The sequence below is a fragment of the Ignavibacteriales bacterium genome (assembly GCA_020635255.1).
Lineage (GTDB): Bacteria > Bacteroidota > Ignavibacteria > Tepidaquicellales > Tepidaquicellaceae > JAEYVS01.
Genome location: JACKAC010000001.1, coordinates 1,555,115 through 1,574,206 on the forward strand (window position 1 = coordinate 1,555,115; position 19,092 = coordinate 1,574,206).

The following is a 19,092-nucleotide window of genomic DNA, read 5'->3' on the forward strand; positions in this document are numbered from 1 at the left end:
ATATACTAATAAATTACTAGATTTTCAATTTATAAGGGCAGGCAAACTCTACCTTATTGTATAGAAATTCTGATATTTAAACCGCCCTCATTGGAAGTTCTTGGTACTGTGGTAAAGGTAGCGTTAAGTGGTTCTGTCCGGATATATTTATAGAATAACTGCATCTGAACCTTTGAACTTAATGAATATTGTATAGAAGGATTTATAGTAAACACACTTGAGCCATTACCCGGTAATTTGTCAGAGATTTCCTCACCTGGGTTAAACCTGTAGTCTATCGGCTCATTAGCAGTTTTAGATACTGATAGTGAGAATGCAATATCATTTTGCAATGAAAGCCCAAAGAATGGAATTTCAAACCCGGCTTTGGAAAAGCTTGCGCTGATACTCCAATCCGAGGTCTTCGAAGATTGGATAAGGTTTGACGACGGTACTAGTGTCAGAGTTTTAGCAGTGTTTATTTTAAATGAAGCCGTGAGATTTCCGCTAAAAGCTTCCTTGAAAGTAATATTCATACCAAATAAAGGAGAAAACGTCTGCTTAACAACTTGAATAGAAGGAATCTCGATATCGGCATTATTTACGGAATAAGTCTTTGAGTACTCCGATTCAAAATTATTCTCTATTGTAACAGACGATGCAAATTGCCCAAAGAAAGGAAATTTCTCAACACCCGTTATCGTCATATTCCAATTAGGGAATGGGAACGATGCCAACCCATCCTCAAACGAGTTAGATATGTTTTTGAGATTTTCATTCGGATCGCTAACCACTAAATACTTAAAATCCTCAGCATCAGGAAAGAAGAAGATCGAATATGCATTATTCACAGAATTAGACTTATTCGTCTGAAATGATAGAAGCCCTTCATTATTAGTCGTATATGTATTCGTATTGGTAAAGCCCCATCGTTTCTTAAAACTAAGATTCATCCTGATTGCATCAGGGAAAATTGGTTTTATTGTTGTACTAAAGACAATATTGTTTGCTAATTGAAACTGATCCTGTACATTGCTGAGATTTGGGATCCTCTTTCCCGGATCACCGCTCAATCCAAGCTGATAAGCACGTGAAGGACCGGCGGATTCATCCGAGCCAAAGGAAAACCAGAAATTACCAAAACCCGGTCTTCCCTGGATCGCGGGATTTATACGTGTATTAGTCTGGTTAAATGTTACCGAGACAGCATCCGGAATAAAGCCTTTGAAAAGTTTAAATACGTCGAGAATGTTTTGTCCTTCTCTATCGTCATTATTGCCGCCTATTGATCCACGCGATTTATTTGTTTCACTACCCGAAATAAGCGAGAAGAGTTCATTTAATTTAAAGTTAGCAGTCGTCGATGCATTATTTGAGAACTGGACATTATACCCAACCGCGTTATCCTGTACGTTCGGATTCCGCCACCCATACGTTACATTATAGCTTGCGGTCAGATCAAGGAATTTCTTAATAAATGGTATATTGAACCTTGGATTAAATGATGTGGTCTGCGCATAATCTAGATCTCTGCCGAAATTTATCAGTGCATCATTAAAGAATATACTGCTAAGAACCTCGCTTTCCGGTCTTTGTGTACTTAGACTGTCATTATTGGTTTCAAATGGTCTTAGATCACTTCCCACCCTATAGCTGTAATTTCCGGAAAGATCCACTATCCACCCCTCTATAAATTTCCAATCGAAATTAAATCCTCTGTGCGCATCGAATACCCGGCTGATCGGATTCATTGTATTGAGTGACCTTTGCTTACTTTCTTCCCTCGTTCGGTTAAAGTCTATACTTCCTGCAAAATTATTTGAAAATAACGGTGCCAACGGGAGGAAAGGTAGCGCAAAGTACAACTTCGCATCCTTATAATCATCACCCAGATTAAGCCATTTGCCTATACTTAAATGATAATCATCACCCAGCGCAAAATCAGGCTTGAAATTGACACCTCCATTATAAGCAAAGTTCTCCCGGTTTTCATAGGTAACATCGCGGTAAGTACCGATTGAACCGTTAAAGCTTAACTCAAATCGGTTCACAATGTTCTTTAGTAAATAGTTATTACCCGGAAAAGTGAACTTCATTCCATTTACACCAAATTCATTCCTTACTTCAAGTGTCTGGGATTCTATCTTAAGGTTATTACTTGCTGTTGTTGCTTCCTGCTCATTTCCTGTTTGGTTATATACCTGGTTATACCTTTCCTGCATTGCGTTATCTATAGCAATGTCGGTACCTGGATAATATTTAGGATCGATGATCCTCTCCGTATGCCTGAATGTCAATGGAAGTGTGAGGAAATTACTCCACTCTTCCGAAAACCAGTTTGCAAAGAAATTATTAAAGAATTTATGCATGTTCAGAGTTGCGCTTACATCCCAGTTAAGGCCCGTCTGCCGTGTCCCAAAACGCCCGTCGAGGTTATAAAAATTAGGGCTGGTCTTTCCAAGACTGAAATTGATAGCAAGCAAATTAGCCAGATTTACTCCTGCTGTAACTGTATATGCATAGCCCGGATCATCATCCACATTTAAAACACGGATCTCATTAAACCAAACACTTCCTGTTATCGTCGCGTTATACGAATTTCGGTTCTTTTCTACTCCTAGCGCCATCTCCCGTATAGAGGTAATTGTCGGATTACCCTTAACCCTGTAGAAAGAACCAGGTGGTCCGTTCGGCACGGCAAAGAGCGAATCCGAGAAACTGGTTGTATCTTGTGCTATCTTTATTGCAGTAAGATCGGAAAAGTTTATAGTAACTTCATTCTGTGAATCCCATGGAGAACCGGGACGCACGTCAGGATGTATTGGTGCTCTGTATTCATAGTAGTTATTAGAATCCGTTCCCATACGGACGACCATCCACGCATCAAATATATTTTCATCTGTATAGTTAAAACTCGGATCACCGTTCACAAAGAGTTTTAGTGTCTTGTAGTTAAAAAGATCAAGTGGAACGGTTCTGAAATCCTTTACTGCCATCTTCCTCTGACCGTTCTGCATGTTATTAAAATTGAGCGATAGTGACTGCTCATTAGAAAGTGTGTTCGCACCAGATGTGTTCCTGATCTCCTGTCTCAAGACGTTTCCAGGAACAGGGCTTTCGTATATCTGCGGATTCTCTTCGATACTTACAACTGAAATACTATAAGTAGTATCGAGTTTGTTTGTTTTAAACCATTGGTTACCTGTTAAATTAAAATCAACGAGTCTAACCGTAACCGGCTCTTCTACACCTGATATCCATACACGCGCATATTCTATATTTGTAAAGCTGGGATTATTGAACAAATTCACAAATTCGGACAAACCTATCCTATATTGGAACCACCCGGTTCCGGGCGCACCTCGCCCTGTGATATTGGGATTGTTCGTCGTATCAAGGCTTATTTCATACTGGAAATAAGCGCTATAACTTTCCCAGTTACCGCTCTTATCCAGATCCTCGGTATCGGGTCTGTTACCGCCTTCAAATAACCTGTTATTCTGAGTACCATTAATAATACCATAATCGATCACGCCTGACGAATTATTATCATCCTTTGCAGGATCCCCGTTTGGGAAATCCGCGAGTGTCAGAGATGTCCCGTTGATCGAGTTATATATTGCCAGCTCTTCATCATTCTTCTTGTAATCAAGCCCTATATCTTCCGCAGTATCCAATACACCGTTCTGGTTCTGGTCTTCTGTGTCAAATATTCCATTTGGTATCGCATCCTCCGAAATTGTTCCTAATTCGATGACAAGTTTTCCGGGTCTTATTTGATTATAGAACAAACTATCATCGATCTGCATATTAAACTCAATGAAGTTTATATTTTCACTTATAAGATCTGTAGACGTTGTATTAAGATAGCGCATCATACCTCCCCATATCTGCGTAGGTGTAGTATTCTTTATCGAATCGAATTTATTTGCATAATAGTTATACTGCCCCCGGCTCGTCGGATCGAAAGTTACATCCAGCGGTGTAATCGTTTCCTGCCCGGGTTGCACATCCTTAAGCGGATAAACATCCTTAATGGAAACGGAATTTGGAACATTATACCATCTGAAAAATCCTCTTTTTGACTGCCCTACTTGGTTCGAATCATTTGGAAGTTTTATAGCGCTATCCAGTGGCAAAGATGCTAGTGTCCATGCGCTGTAATTTGTACCAAGTGTGATTATTTTCTTAGCACCCTCCATATCATCGACATATGCAATAGGTTCATTATTATCGGATGGGATCTTACTACGTTTTGTGTTAGGATCGGGCAGAAGATAAGCAAACTCTCCTTTCAGCGTAAAAGATGACTCATCCTTTGTATTAAACCCGGGGAGCATGTTTACAACATTCGTAAGCCATTTTGATTTAATGTTTGTACTGAAATCGAGTCCGAACATCGAGTTATTGGTTGGTTCTTCTCCTAATCTGACCTTATCATTAAGAGTTTCCTGCTTAAGATTAACAAATGTAAACCCTAGCGCGCTTTCCTCTCCGAGTTTATACACACCTCTGGCTCCAATAAGCGTTTTCGACGCAAGCTGGAAGAGATCATTGGTTTCATATTTTATTTTTAGATCATTAGAGACCAGTGCGGAAGCATTTTTTATAGTCACTGTACCGGTAGAATAATCAACCGAATAGTCTATGTTGTTTGCCAGTTCTTGTGCACCCAAAAAGAGTTTTACGCTTCCCTGGACGACGTTAAATCCAAGATTGATAATGTTGCTGATGCCCGCCTCACCTTTTGCACTGCCAACTAAAAAGTATCTTGAAGCGAGCGGTGAGTTTTGGGAAACTTGTGTTTTCCTTTTTGTGTATATGTCAGAGAATACAAAAGCTGAATCTCCGGTACCTGCTAAGACGGAATCAATGTTATCCCAAAAAGGACGCAATGTTGGGAAAATAATATCACCCGTTTCGGTGTTTATTGTGGTCCCCGGGAAATAATCGAATATACCATCTGCCGGTGGGCTTTTCTGCTTGCCGGTATACCTGTCGATCCTTAATATCGTAGAAAGGGATGAAGTTAAACCGGCAATATTCGGAGTAAGAATGTTGTCCTCCAGGTACATTGCCTGGAATTTAAATCCATCCTCGATGATCCTTGAGACAGGTAGCCGGTAAATATTCTTTAGCTTAAGCTCCCACGCAAGAGGTGTCTGATCCGGGCTCTGGTCCTTAACCTTTATCATCTTCAATATCAGTGTATCTGTATAATTAGGACGATCGGTACTTGTGGTACCATATTTTTTATACTGGGTACTGTAGGCTACACCAATGTGATAATTCTCAGGAACATTGATCTTAAGACTTATAAAACCTGCATAGGGATTTATATAATACTCTGATGGTTCGAGTTTTCTGAAGTAACCGCTGAATTTTAGTCCAAGTACGGTTCCGGGAGTTGTTAACGTATCACTATATCCGCCTGTTGGTTGCTCATATAGCATCGTGTGAGCTACAGCGATCCTCTTATTACTCCAAGTGTTATCGGTCTGTACCCATACCTCCAGAACCGTCTCAGGTTGAGTGACAATAGTATTACTATCTGTGTATGAAGATATGACACCCGTGGAAGTATTAAAATAATCAAGGAAGCTCTTTTTATACAAAGTATCAAAAAGGAAATGGTTATCGGAGTAATCCCACGCGGGTATCTGGAAATCCTGCTGTTGAGCCCCGCCAACGTAATCTTTTTCTTCCTGCTTACTTTTCTTTTGAGAAACTACAGTAGTAAGTGAGAGTGGTCCTAGCTGGAACTCACCTTTTATACCAAAAAGTGCTTGAGTAGATTGTATCAGCCCTGAATTGGTTTCGAGAGATACGTTACCGGCTTCTATCTTCTTAATAACTTCGTCCGGATAACCCTCGTATTTTATCTTAAGCTGGTTCTCAAAGTCGAATACCCGCTCTGTATTCCAGTCCGCGTCTATGGTTAACTTATCACCTACTGTACCCTTTGCTGTTACATATACCTGTTGCTTAAAATTAATGTTATTCTGAGATGTATTTGTCGTACTGACAAGTTCCTGGTCACTCTGTATCTTTTCATAGGAGGCAGTAATATCTATGTTACCGTTAATGCGAAGATTGATGGTCGGCGGACCAAATATGGTCTCACTTTTAAATGGCAAAGGAATTGTAATGTCTGTGAACTTTTCGAAAAACTGTGAAAGGTCATCCTGTGTCTGACCTTTAAAATTCTCAGCAACTATCTCCTGGAATAACGTCTTGTCCTGCTCGACCGCCAGCTCGTTTATATAATCATTGAAAGAAATAACCCTCGGTACCTGTACGTCTTCCCCATCGATCTGTTTTCTTAAAATTACATTCCCCGTCGAATCAAATGTAACAGTATAGTTTATCTGCGAGGCGTCTCCCAGCAAAAGCGGATGCTTCCACTGATTTACTTTTACACCATAGCTGTACTCCGGTTCATACGGAAAATACCTCTCTGCCGCAGTGGAATCTATAATTAATATCTTTGATGAATCGATTGTTGTTACAAGTGTGGTGTCAGTCGAGGTACCGGTATCACCCGGCGTGTATTGATTACCATGAAGAATATCCCAATCTCTTCTTCCTTGTGAAAAAGAGACATTGCTTAATGCAAATAGATTTAGTATAATTGTGAGACCAAAAAAGTACTTGATTAGTCTCGATTTACTAAGTATGTATTTAGAATGGGATTTCAAAAACCCGAATAATTTATAATTTTCAAATCGTAAACTTTAATCTATAGGCATTTGTTTTAATTTTTTAAAAAACAACTTTAAACCACTACAGCTTATCGAACTTTCTACCCGCATTTACAATCTCTATAGTTTTTTAACTTTTTTCAAGTCATACAATTATATTAATTAAGTTTAATTATTTCAATGGTTAAGAGAAAGATATACATTTACCTTATTTTATTCACTTTTTGTCTTTTTGTTCCGAATAAGGCTACCTTTTCCCAGATCCTGGAGCCATATCCGGAGCTTAAGTGGTATACAATAGAAACAGAGCATTTCGTAATTAATTTCCACGAAGGAGCGGAAAGAACAGCTACAACAATAGCCAAAATAGTTGAGGAAGTTTACGGTCCGATAACATCATTGTATGACTATAGACCGGATGAAAAAATCGTCATGAAGATAACCGATGTATCCGATATAGCAAATGGTGCTGCGGATTATTTTGGTAATAGGATGTTTATATTTGCTTCACCGCTCGACTACGACTTAAGAGGAACTCACAACTGGTTACGTAATGTGATCACACACGAATTCACTCACATCATACAGCTCCAGTCAGCAATGAAATGGAGCAGAACGATCCCGGCTGTTTACCTGCAATGGTTGAATTATGAAAACGAAAGACGCCCCGACGTACTATACGGCTATCCAAATGTCCTCGTATCATACCCTGTAGCAGGCATTGGAGTACCGGCATGGTTTGCAGAGGGAGTCGCCCAGTATCAAAGACAACCTCTTGAATACGATTTCTGGGATTCACATAGGGACATGATACTCAGGATGCAGGCTCTTGGCAACGAGATGCTTAGCTGGGAAGAGATGGGACAGTTCGCTTCTGTAACTTCCCTTGAAGCAGAGTCTGTCTATAACTCCGGATATAATCTTGTTAGGTATATTGCCGATACATACGGTGAAGATAAGTTAAAGGGAATATCAAGTTCTATGGGTGATCTTACTACCTTCAGTATAGACAAAGCGATCGAAGACCAGACCGGAAAAGATGGCAAGGAGGTGTACAATGAATGGAAGAGTTTCCTAAAACAAGACTACGAAAAACGCGTCAGCAATCTGCGTAATGACAAAATAGAAGGTGTATTAATAGAAAAAGAAGGCTTTGCTAATTACTACCCGGAATACTCACCTGACGGCAAAAAAATTGCATACTTATCTAACCAGGACTATGACTATGGTACAGCGGGGTTAGTAATATACGACGTTGAAAAAGGTACATCAAAAGCACTTATCGGACCTGTAGGCAGTTCATTTTCGTGGACACCTGACGGGAAAAAGATAATTTTCTCACGAAGAAATTCTCCCAACCTGGAGCATATCTCGGTTTACGATATATACGAATATGATATAAAGAAGGATGAGGAAACCCAGCTTACGCAGTCACGCAGAGCATATTACCCCAATCTGTCCAGAGACGGAAGCAAGCTCGTCTATGTTGTAAATGGCGACGGTACACTTAATTTGGAAATTTCCGACTCACGTGGCAATAACCCACAACCTCTTACATTCTTCAAAAACGGAGAGCAGGTTTTTAATCCTAAATTCTCGCCGGACGGTAAGAAGATTTACTTCGACTACGCCTTTGAGCACAATCGTGACGTAGCAGTACTCGATCTCGAAACCAAGAACATCGAGTATCTATTCGAAGATCCGGACATAGATACCCGAACCGTTTCATTCTCGCCGGACGGCAGTAAGATGTATTTTGCATCGGATAGAACGGGAATCTTCAACATTTATTCCTATGACATGGCTTCCGGTGAGGTAAAGCAGATAACAAACGTACTCGGCGGAGCTTTTATGCCGAGTGTCGATGGTAAAGGCAACCTCGTTTACTCAACGTTCGAACCTACCGGATACAAGATCGCTCTCCTAAATGGATACACAGAGAACGACGTCAATACTCTCGCGGCATATGACAGACCTCCAAAATTCGTGACAAAATATGTTAATCCCGATTCTCTGACAGCCGTGGGAAAAAACAATTTCGATTGGATGAAGCTCAGAAACTTCAACGATAAGAGCATCCCGGAATTAGAGATAAAGCCATACACCAACCAGTTTTCTTCATTACAGTTTTATCCGATAATCAGGTATGATAATTACATTCAGGACAGATCATTTCTTGAAGCGTTAAAGCTCGGTGTGTACTTTTTCTCGGATGAAGCGCTCGGTAAGTTCTCTATCTTCGGAGGTGCAGCGCTCAACAAAGAATTGGAACGCGACCTGTTCCTCCAATTCCAGTATAATAACGGAATGCCTGTATTCAGCGACTTCTTTAACAAGATCGACTTTCACCCGGTATTCTCACTCGAAGGGTACAACATAACCAGGAAGACGACTGCAGATCTTATCGCAAGTATCGATACAATAGACGTAGGCGTAGAATACGACCTCCTTGCATTTGATTTCAGTATGGCATTCAATGCGATCAGCCTCGACCATAGATTTAAATTCCTTTATTCATACTCAAAATACGCTTCAAAAATTGACCCGTTTGTGATTCCGCAAAGCGGCATCTCGGTTAGATCGTCCACCGAAGACTATTTCAAGGCAAGCGATTTCGGTTTTGTTTATAATTACAGTTTCGTACAGCCATCCAGGAATGATGACATAAATCCGGTTGGGCATAAATTTCGGCTGAGGTATGATTATGAGATCAGTGAAATTAATCCTGAGGTTGAGGTTACGGATGAAGGAAATCTGATCACAAAATTCCAGAATAATAACCTCAATAAGATGGAGGGAGAATTATGGAAGGGAGTCGGTCTGTTCAATGATTACCATACAATTAATCTCACACTTCACGGTGCTATAATATTCGGACCGCAGGTAGATGATTTCTACAGTTACTACGCTTCCGGATTACCCGGCATGAGAGGATATCCGTACTACGCGCTCGGAGGGGGCAGACTTGCAACCGCAAAGCTCGAGTACCGTTTCCCTCTTATAAAGAAAATGGATTTCAGGATTGCGCCGCTTTATTTTGATAAGCTATATCTGTCAGTATTCGGTGACTTTGGTAATGCATGGGATGGTGATGTAAGCCTTAGCGACTTCAAAAAGGATGTCGGAGCGGAATTGCGTCTACAGACAAATTCATTCTATATATTTCCGACAAGTATTTTCTTCAGCGCCGCGTATGGCCTGGACCAGTTTACAAGAACGTTCCAGAATACTCCCGTTACCTATGGTAAAGAATGGAATTTCTACTTTGGAATGTTGTTTGGATTCGATTTCTGGACTGATTAACATCAAGTATAGTAAATAAAAAGCCCTGTATCATAGTTGATACAGGGCTTTTTTAAAAAACTTTTAGCATCAATTAGTATATGCGTTAGCTGTATCTCCATAAGCTGTTATATCTATATCGAGCAATCCCTCTGATGTGCGAATCGTAGCATATTTATTAGGTGACAAATAGCAGGCTGTATCTGTCGGCGGAACCGTACAACTATATACACCTAGAATTTTAAAAAAAGAACTGCCGTCGGAATACATCAATGTTGCAACATATGTTCCTGATGGAACCTCAGCTAGCCGGTACTGATATTGCATCACATATTTATTATTTTGTTTTACAATGTTAACTACTTGGCTCGATACCGGGTTTCCTCCAAATGGATTCCAATTATCTTTTCTCCACGCATATACGGTATACTCTCCTGCGCCTCCAAGTGTAAAGTTAGAATCAACAAACGTAACCTTTCCGTTCAAAGTAAATGCATCTGGAACAACCGGGTTGGTTTCCTGACAACTGTAAACCACTACTGCTATAAAGAATACTATTAAATAGTTAATTACCCTCATATGCTAAAAAGTTAATTTAGTTATAATATTATGTAAAGATTATAAAATTCAATACTAAAATACATAATAAAAAAAGCTGTCCAACGACAGCTTTTTTATTATCAATATCTAAGTTTTTGACCTTAAATGTTACTCTCTGAAACTCTTATTGCCCTAACCTCTTTCGAATCTCCTGATTCCATTACACAAAAATAATCACCGGGTTCTAGATCATTTAATGCAATTTCGTTTGAATGTTGACCACTCCTCAGAAATTCTCCATTTAGTATTATTCTTACGATTTTACCTGATTTATCCAATAATTTTAGGAATACGTTAGAATCAAATGGAAGATTAAAATTCACTTTTGGGATCAATGCAGGCTTTGATAGCAAGTCCGCAGTACTCTTATATGAATTGGATGTTGATAACTTAAACTTGTTTTGGGAAGCAATATTTTCCATAATTAGTTATTTAGTTTAAATACACCCCGTTTTGTAATATTATTTCAATAAGCATGCCAAATAATCACTTTCTTTAATTATTTCAATATCAAGCGTTTACAATTTTACACATAGTAAACATTAAAAATATGTAGATTATAAAGGTTTTGCTATAGTAGTGACGAAACTATAGAAAACGTTAAAAAAGGCACGATAACCAATACTTACTGGATTGATTGAGATTTTAAATTTAAGTAGTTTTGTTTTTTATATATTTGCGCCCGTAGCTCAACCGGATAGAGCATCAGCCTTCTAAGCTGAGGGTTAGTGGTTCGAGTCCACTCGGGCGTACAAGTTAAGCGAGGTAATCCTCGCTTTTTAGTTTAATATAAGCTGAATGATATGACTGATCAAAAAGTGGCAGTAATTACAGGCGCATCGAAAGGCATTGGACGAGCCTGCGCAAAACTCTTCCTTGATAAAGGATATATAGTGGTTGATGCTTCACGTTCCAATCCCCACCCGTTTGATAGTGAAAATTTTATCCATATCAAAACCGATGTATCACAGGAGGAAAGCATTAAAAACCTGTACGAGGAAGTGAAGAATAGATTTGGGAGAACAGACGTTCTTATAAACAACGCCGGATACGGTATATTCAAAAAACTTGCTGAAACAACTACTGAGGATTTTGATAATATCTATGCCGTTAATGTAAGAGGATTGTATATTTGCACAAGGTATTTCATTAAAATGATGCTGGAACAGAATTCCGGAACCATCATCAATATTGCGTCTCTTGCTGGAAAGAACGGGTTTAATGAAGGAACTCTTTACTGCGGTACTAAACATGCTGTAATGGGAATATCGAAGTCACTTATGCTGGAAGTAAGAGGAAGTAATATTAGAGTGATCGTTGTTTGTCCGGGTTCGGTCGATACGGAATTTTTTGATGTCGCAGATGTTGAAGTAAATAACGACCCTAAAACTTTTTTAACTTCAGAAGATATCGCTAGTGCATGTCTGCTTGCTGTAGAACTTCCTCCGAATGCATTAATGAATGAAATTGAGCTAAGACCGGCAAACCCTCATAAATAAGGTTCTTACATTTTATTTCCCGCTCAATTTATTTATATTTGCAGATATTTATAACTTAATGACAGTTGAAGGGACAATAAAATTACTTCAAAATAAGCTTCTTATCATAATTGTCTCCTTTTTAACCCTCATTCCATCAATTTCATCTTCACAAATAAAGATTTTTGAACGCCCTCCCCTTCTCGATATAACCAATCCCGGTTTATCAATGATGAGCAGTACCCGTGAAAAGATAGACCTTAACGGTGAATGGGAACTGTCATTCAATGAAGGCAGTACTTTCAATAAGGTATCGGTGCCGGTTGTTTACGAATTTGAGGGAAATACTTTATTCAGACGAAGTTTTTCGGTTTCGAGTGAGATGATGAATAAGTACAGCTTTATTCTTGTTGCTGAGGGCATTTCATATGAGAGCAGTATCAGGATCAATGGTGTTTTTCTCGTAAATCACAAAGAAGGTTTTACTGCAGTAACAATTCCTATCGAGGAGGAAGTAATACGTGAAGATAATCAGATAGAGATATCCGTCAATAATGAGCTAACTACTAATACAACTATTCCCCTTTCTGATCAGGTCAATTTTTCCAGGATATATGGAGGCATCCCAAAGGATATTTACCTTGTTGCCGTTCCAAAGGTAAGCACATTTTCCAATCGCATTAAATATTCCATCGAAGGATATAACAAAGTTGTTATCGAGAATAATGTTGAAGTAAAATCGTCCTCGCTAGATAATCTATCCGGCAGAGAGTTTTCGATCAAAACCGAATTAATTGACAAATCTACGGGTCAGGTTACCGCTGAAAGTTCACCCGTCACATTTTCTATAGAGAATTACAAATCCCTTAACCTTAAGAATAACTTTACCCTCGAAAACCCGCGTATGTGGTCTTTCGATGAGCCTAATCTTTACATTGCAAAAACGGTCATATCAGATTCATCGGGCATAGTCGATGAAAAAATTGAAGAGATTGGTATAAGAAAGATATTGGTAAAGGGAAACACGATTTTTGTGAACGGGAAAGAATACAACTTAAAAGGTATTAACTATTACGAAGATTCCCCCGCGTATGCCTCAGCATTGGATTATTATGAGGTAGAGCGCGACCTCAAGAATATAAAAGACCTTGGAATAAACTGCATTCGTGTACCCGGCAGAGTCCCGCACCCGTATATTGTGAATATTTGCAATAACCTGGGGCTCTTTGTTTTTGCGGAGATACCATTTAATGAAGTAGCTAATGCACTTCTTGACAAGCAGGATTATGTTAGCCCGTCTCTGGATTATTTGGCAAGCGCAATCGTACAATATAGAAACTCGCCATGTATCATAGCGTGGGGTATCGGAAATGATTTTGATGTTACAAAAGAATCTTCCGCAAATTACGTGCGTCTGGCAAGAGAGAAAGCCCTGGAATTAGATACCCGCCCGGTGTATTACACTACTAAAAATTTCGACCGCGATATATGCTCAGAATATGCCGATTTCAAAGGTATCAACTTACTGGGTAGTGAAATAAAAAGCATCAAGGAATTTGTTTCTTCGCTTGAAAATAATCTTAACGCGCTCAAGAAAAAGAACGGTAAGCCTATTTTTATTTCGGATTACGGACTCAGCATCGAAAACGAAAACAGAAATGGCGCAAGGGACGTTCATTCGATCGAAGCGCAGGCAGAGTTCATAGTAGAGACATATAAAACTTTATCTAACAAGTTTTTTGTGAATTTCATTTCCAGCTATGCTGACTGGAACGCAGAGCGGCCGCTGAATTACCGGCAAAACTATAACCCGTACCTGCAAACAAACGGCATCTTCACAATTTACCGTGAACCGAAGCAGGCGGCATTATATATAAAACGGCTGATAAACAACCAGGACACCCCCAAGATCCTGGAAGGAAACCCCGGCGAGGACGATTCGCAATTCTTCCTTATTACGGGAGTGATATTATGCCTCGTATTGGTATTCCTGCTGTTTAATGTTAGAAAGTTCAAAGAGTATTCGGTCAAATCACTACTCCGCCCAACTAACTTCTTCCAGTTCGCCAGCGAGCAGATGATTATTCCTGTCTCACTAAATTTCATCTTAAGCATATTAATTTCCCTCGGTGTTGCGCTTTACCTATCGGCAGTATTCTATTTTTATCGGGAGAGCATTTCCTTCGACATGCTGACAGCTAACATTTTTTCATCCGACACATTAAAGATCCTCTTCTCGGACATGTCTAATCAGCCGTTATACTCAATCCTGATCCTGGGTGGCATCGGGTTTATTTTGCAATTACTCGTATCATTCATAATTTTCGCCTTTTCCTATTTTGTGAGCGGGCGGGCATATTACAAGAACATTTACATGGTTACCGTGTGGTCAGCACTGCAAATGGCGGTCTTTTTGCCCATCGGAACCTTCATTTACAAGCTTGCGCTGGAGGATACGGAATTTGTATATTTATCAGGAATATTATTTCTTATCTTAATTGTATTTTATATTATAAGGTTAATTAAGGGAGCCAGAACCGCTTATAATCTTACCTTCATAAAAGCATACGGTTACGGAATCCTCCTGGTCATTTTAACATTTGGAAGTCTTTACTCTTACTTCTATTTTATTCGTCATACACAGTACATAATAAGTTTATTAAACAGCTATTTAAAAGGTTAATATTTGTATTTATCGAAGCTTGAAATATTTGGTTTCAAGTCCTTTGCGGAAAAGACAGCGATTGAATTCGACAGCGGTGTCTCTGCGATCGTCGGTCCTAACGGCTCCGGCAAGTCGAACATCGTGGATGCATTAAGATGGGTTCTCGGCGAACAGGGTGATAAGGCGCTGAGGAGCGAAAAACGCGAGGACGTAGTCTTTAGCGGGACCAGCAGAAGGAAACCGCTCGGTTTAGCCGAAGTAGCTTTGACACTCATTAACAACAAAGGAATCCTTCCTACCGAATATAATGAAGTAACCATAGCCCGAAGGTTCTACCGAAGCGGCGAGACGGAATATTTCCTCAACGGGACAAAAGTCAGGCTCAAAGACCTCCGAAATCTTTTCGTTGATACCGGTGTAGGTCCCGATGCCTATTCCGTGATCGAGCTAAAAATGGTCGAGACTATCCTCTCAGCTGTAAAGAACGAGCGCAGAAAGATGTTCGAGGAAGCCGCAGGTATCGTGTCATACAAAAAGAACCGCGACCTTACTTTTAACAAGCTAGAATCCGTACGTGAAGCGCTGACTCGCGTTACCGACATTATAAGAGAAAAACAGCGCAACGTGAACGCACTCGAACGCCAGGTAAAAAGGAACGAGGAAGCAAGAAAGGTTTCGCAGGAGCTCGAAGCGCTCGAGCTCAAACTCTACAACACCGAATACCGAAATAAGCTCATTGAGAAAGATAATATAAAAAACAACGAAAGTGAGAACATTCTCCTCAAAGAAAGACTATCCCTCGAAATAAAAGAGTACGACACAAAGATAGACGAGCTGAGAGAAGTTGTCTCCCGGTATGAGACAAAGCTTAGGGAACTTAATACCCAGCTTACCGCAAAACGTGAAGAGATTACGAAGATCGAGAAAGAAAATCTCGTCTCCGACCAGAAGATCAAATCATTAACAGCAAACGTATCCCGTCTGAATAGCGAGAATGAATCTCTCCGTAATAGCATCACGAGGAACAAGGACAGGCAGACTGAACTCCACGAAAAGATTCATACACTTAAGCATACCGTCGATATATCGTCCGCTTCCCTTTCCGAAAAGAAAGAGAAGCTGGATAAAACAATACGCCTCATAGGTGAAAAGAAAGTAGAACTCAAGGATCTGGGCTCGAAGCTGAAAGTTCTCAACCAGTCGCTCCACGACATGAAAACCGAGTACCATAAAGACAAGGTAAACCTCGAAAACAATCTGTCCGAACTTCAACGGCTTTCAGATAATACCTCCGAGAACCTCAGCCAGACAAATATATTAAGCGAGGATAAGACACAGCTTGAAGCCATACTGCTCGAATCCAAAGCGAACCTAAAAGCCGCGCAGGAAGAGCTTAAACTTCATACAAATAAACAAACCGGACTTGCCGAAGAAATAGCATCGTTCGAGCGCGAAATAAACGAAAGAAAGCTCGAACTGAACAAAAAGAACAGCAAGATAGAATACCTGACCAACCTCCTCCATTCTATGGAAGACTACGCCGAGGGTATCAAGTATCTGGTTAAGGAAAGAAAAGAGGCGAATATCAAGACAGTGATCGACATGATGCAGGTAGAGGATAAATACCGCGTCGCCGTCGAGACCGCTCTCGGTGAAGTGTCGAATTACCTCATCCTGGACGAAGCTAAAGACGTTAGCAGGCTCATTCAGCTCCTCGAAGAAAATGACAAAGGAAAAGTTACTTTCATCTTGAACGAAAAGCTCAACTTCGACGATCTTCTCATTGGGCTTTACGATGAAAAACCGGATTTCTTAAGCGACAAAAAAGTTTATGGCTTTGCCGACAAATTCGTAAAGAGCAGTCACGACAAATACCTGCTCTTAATTAGATACTTACTTGATGAATATGTCATAGTCGAAGACATTCCAACCGCGATGAAGTATTCTAAGGACAATTACTACAAGTTCATCACACTCAATGGCGACATTATAACACAGAGTTTCATCAGGGCAGGCGGTAACATAAAGCAGGAAAATCTTAAGCTGGGAAGGGAAAAACAGATAGACCTGCTGAAAGACGAAAGCAAGCTCTTAGAAGATGCCATCAAAGAGACCGAGGATAAGATAAATAACCTGCGCGAACTTCATGACAATATGCCGATAGCCGAATACAAGGATAATGTCGAAAAACTGAGAGAAAAGTTCCACTCTGCCGAAAACGACCTTGCGAAAGTAGATTTCAAGCTCGAAGAGATAAATAAGAACCTTACAAAGAACGAAGGAAACTATCAGCGCATCGAAGAGGAAAATATAAAGCTCAATAGCAGGATTAACACCCTTATCCAGGAGATCAATAGCAAGGAGAGTGAAAATTCAAACCTCGAAAAAGAGCTGGGGTTCCTGACCGACGAATTCAATGAGATAGAAAAGAAATATACCGAGTATAATACCGACTATAACTCTTTTAATATTCAGGTTACTGAATTAAAAAATGAGCTGAAAAATGAAGAGCAGTATCTTAACAGGCTTGTAAATTCCGTACGGGATGATGAAGAAAAGATCGAGGACAATGAGAGGCTCATTAGAGATGAGAATTCTGAGATCGAAAATCTAAAATACAATCTCACCAATAATTCTTCCGTAATGTCCGGGCTGAAAATGGAAGAAGATTCCATTAATGACCGTTACCTCAAGGAAAGAGAAGTATTTGACAACAACAAGGAAGAACTGAGCAGGATAGACCTCGAGCAGAGGGACCGCAGAATAAAATTCGACAGAGTTTCACAGAATCTTATTGACTCGCAGATAAAAATGAAAGAGTGCGAGATCAAAGCCGAGCAATATAGGGATCATATTCGTGAGAAATACGAGAGGCACATTCCTATCGAAGACGGTTCGGTAGGCTTCATAGACGACGAGATGGAATTAGCCCAGTCGAGAAAAGACGTGGAGAGCCTGATTGAGAGATTAAAAAGGCTTGGCGGCGGTTATCAGCAGATGCTTTTCGAGGATTTTGAGCAGGAGAAAGAAGAGCTCCAGAGGATGGCTGAACAAAAGAACGACCTTATTGAGTCCGAGAAAGATATTAGAAGAACGATCGAAAGAATAAATGAGGAAGCGCGTGAGAGATTCCTGAAAACATTCGAACAGATTAGAGAGAACTTCCGCATGATATTCACCGAGCTTTTCTCCGAGGGCGATGAAGCAAACCTGAAGCTAATTTATGATACCGATGACGAAGGCAAGATTAACGAAGACCCGCTCGAAGCAAAGATAGAGATCGTTGCAAAACCAAGAGGAAAAAGACCTACCTCGATAGAATTACTTTCCGGGGGTGAAAAAACCCTTACGGCAATCGCGCTTCTGTTTGCCATTTATCTCGTTAAGCCGTCTCCTTTCTGCGTACTCGACGAGGTGGACGCTCCATTAGATGTCGCTAACCTGAAGCGTTTCAATAAACTGATCAGAAAGTTTTCCAATAATACACAGTTCATACTTATAACCCACAACGAAAGAACTATGGAAACCGTTGACAGGTTATTCGGCGTAACCATGCAGGAGCAGGGCGTTACAACCATCGTGGAGACCAGGTTCAAAGAAAAGATGCAGGCTGGCTAATTGGCTAAAAAGGATTACAAGCTTAAGATATTTTGTGATTTCGATGGCACCGTCGCAAAAAACGACGTTTGGGTTAGTGCAATTGGAAAGTTCGTTAAGGATAAGGAAGCATTTGATAAACTCTCCGATGATTTCTGCAGTTTGACACTCAACGCTAAGGACTGCAATTGGATGAGCCTTGAGCTGGTGGAAGACTTTACCCTGGAGCAATTCGACAGGTACCTCGATGAAGAGGATATCGACCCCCATTTTAAGGATTTTGTAGAGTATGTTAGAAGTGAGGAAGATGAAGTCTTTATCGTAAGCGGTGGTCTGGATTATTATATAGATTACGTTCTTAAAAAAGAGGGACTGGATGTAAAATACTTCGGCACTCAATTGACCACCACACCAATCGAAGGGACGGATTACATAAAACCGGGTGTTGAGTTTCCATATGCAGACGAGAACTGCGAGAAGTGTGAGATCAGCAAACGGAATATCCTGATAAATAATACAAATGATCTTTATGATGAGGTTTCGGTGTTCGTTGGCGATGGTATTTCCGATTATTGTGTCGTACATTATGCCGACATAGTTTTTGCCAAAAAGCGGTTGGCATCATACTGCTGGAAAAATAATATAACATATTTTGAATTCGACGACTTTAGTGACGTTAAGAAGAAACTGGAAAGATTGAAAATGGAGAATAAGATAAAGCACAGACAATTCGCAAAGACCAACCGAAAAGACGTACTCCTCGGAGGCTGAACCGGGAGTAAACATTTCA

General features: G+C 40.1%; 8 protein-coding genes and 1 tRNA gene. 6 read left to right on the forward strand and 3 right to left on the reverse strand.

Annotated elements, in window-relative coordinates:
- Nucleotides 1–53: 53 nt before the first annotated feature.
- On the reverse strand, nucleotides 54–6,677 hold the full coding sequence (gene sprA, locus H6614_07055; GenBank protein ID MCB9243415.1) for a cell surface protein SprA: 6,624 nt from the start codon (nucleotides 6,675–6,677) through the stop codon (nucleotides 54–56).
- A gap of 183 nt (nucleotides 6,678–6,860) precedes the next feature.
- Here sprA and H6614_07060 point away from each other — a divergent pair, with 183 nt between their 5' ends.
- The gene (locus H6614_07060) at nucleotides 6,861–9,983 is read left to right on the forward strand and encodes a PD40 domain-containing protein (protein ID MCB9243416.1); all 3,123 of its coding nucleotides are present in this window, start codon (nucleotides 6,861–6,863) and stop codon (nucleotides 9,981–9,983) included.
- Nucleotides 9,984–10,052: 69 nt separating this feature from the next.
- On the opposite strand, the gene H6614_07065 is transcribed toward H6614_07060, so the two are convergent.
- Together H6614_07065 and H6614_07070 are read right to left on the reverse strand one after the other, a co-directional pair.
- On the reverse strand, nucleotides 10,053–10,541 hold the full coding sequence (locus H6614_07065) for a hypothetical protein (GenBank protein MCB9243417.1): 489 nt from the start codon (nucleotides 10,539–10,541) through the stop codon (nucleotides 10,053–10,055).
- 122 nt (nucleotides 10,542–10,663) lie between these two features.
- Nucleotides 10,664–10,984 carry a hypothetical protein gene (locus H6614_07070; GenBank protein ID MCB9243418.1) on the reverse strand — a complete coding sequence of 107 codons (321 nt, stop codon included), beginning with the start codon at nucleotides 10,982–10,984 and terminating at the stop codon, nucleotides 10,664–10,666.
- Between the two features lie 256 nt (nucleotides 10,985–11,240).
- Between H6614_07070 and H6614_07075 the strand changes: the two genes are divergently transcribed.
- From H6614_07075 to H6614_07095, 5 genes are all read left to right on the forward strand, one after another.
- Nucleotides 11,241–11,314, forward strand: a tRNA-Arg gene (locus tag H6614_07075).
- A gap of 51 nt (nucleotides 11,315–11,365) precedes the next feature.
- Nucleotides 11,366–12,061: an SDR family oxidoreductase gene (locus H6614_07080; GenBank protein MCB9243419.1), complete on the forward strand. Its 696-nt coding sequence runs from the start codon at nucleotides 11,366–11,368 to the stop codon at nucleotides 12,059–12,061.
- A 58-nt stretch (nucleotides 12,062–12,119) separates the two neighbouring features.
- Entirely contained in the window at nucleotides 12,120–14,723 is a 2,604-nt protein-coding gene (locus H6614_07085) for a hypothetical protein (protein MCB9243420.1), read from the forward strand.
- 3 nt (nucleotides 14,724–14,726) lie between these two features.
- The gene (smc, locus tag H6614_07090) at nucleotides 14,727–18,323 is read left to right on the forward strand and encodes a chromosome segregation protein SMC (protein ID MCB9243421.1); all 3,597 of its coding nucleotides are present in this window, start codon (nucleotides 14,727–14,729) and stop codon (nucleotides 18,321–18,323) included.
- Nucleotides 18,324–19,073: an HAD-IB family phosphatase gene (locus H6614_07095; GenBank protein MCB9243422.1), complete on the forward strand. Its 750-nt coding sequence runs from the start codon at nucleotides 18,324–18,326 to the stop codon at nucleotides 19,071–19,073.
- The last annotated feature ends 19 nt before the right edge of the window (nucleotides 19,074–19,092 follow it).

Excerpts from the sequence above, each read along its gene's own strand:
- H6614_07080 (MCB9243419.1), top strand. The coding sequence starts at position 11,366 with ATGACTGATCAAAAAGTGGCAGTAATTACAGGCGCATCGAAAGGCATT.
- H6614_07060 (MCB9243416.1), top strand. The coding sequence starts at position 6,861 with ATGGTTAAGAGAAAGATATACATTTACCTTATTTTATTCACTTTTTGT.
- H6614_07065 (MCB9243417.1), bottom strand. The coding sequence starts at position 10,541 with ATGAGGGTAATTAACTATTTAATAGTATTCTTTATAGCAGTAGTGGTT.
- H6614_07085 (MCB9243420.1), top strand. The coding sequence starts at position 12,120 with ATGACAGTTGAAGGGACAATAAAATTACTTCAAAATAAGCTTCTTATC.
- H6614_07070 (MCB9243418.1), bottom strand. The coding sequence starts at position 10,984 with ATGGAAAATATTGCTTCCCAAAACAAGTTTAAGTTATCAACATCCAAT.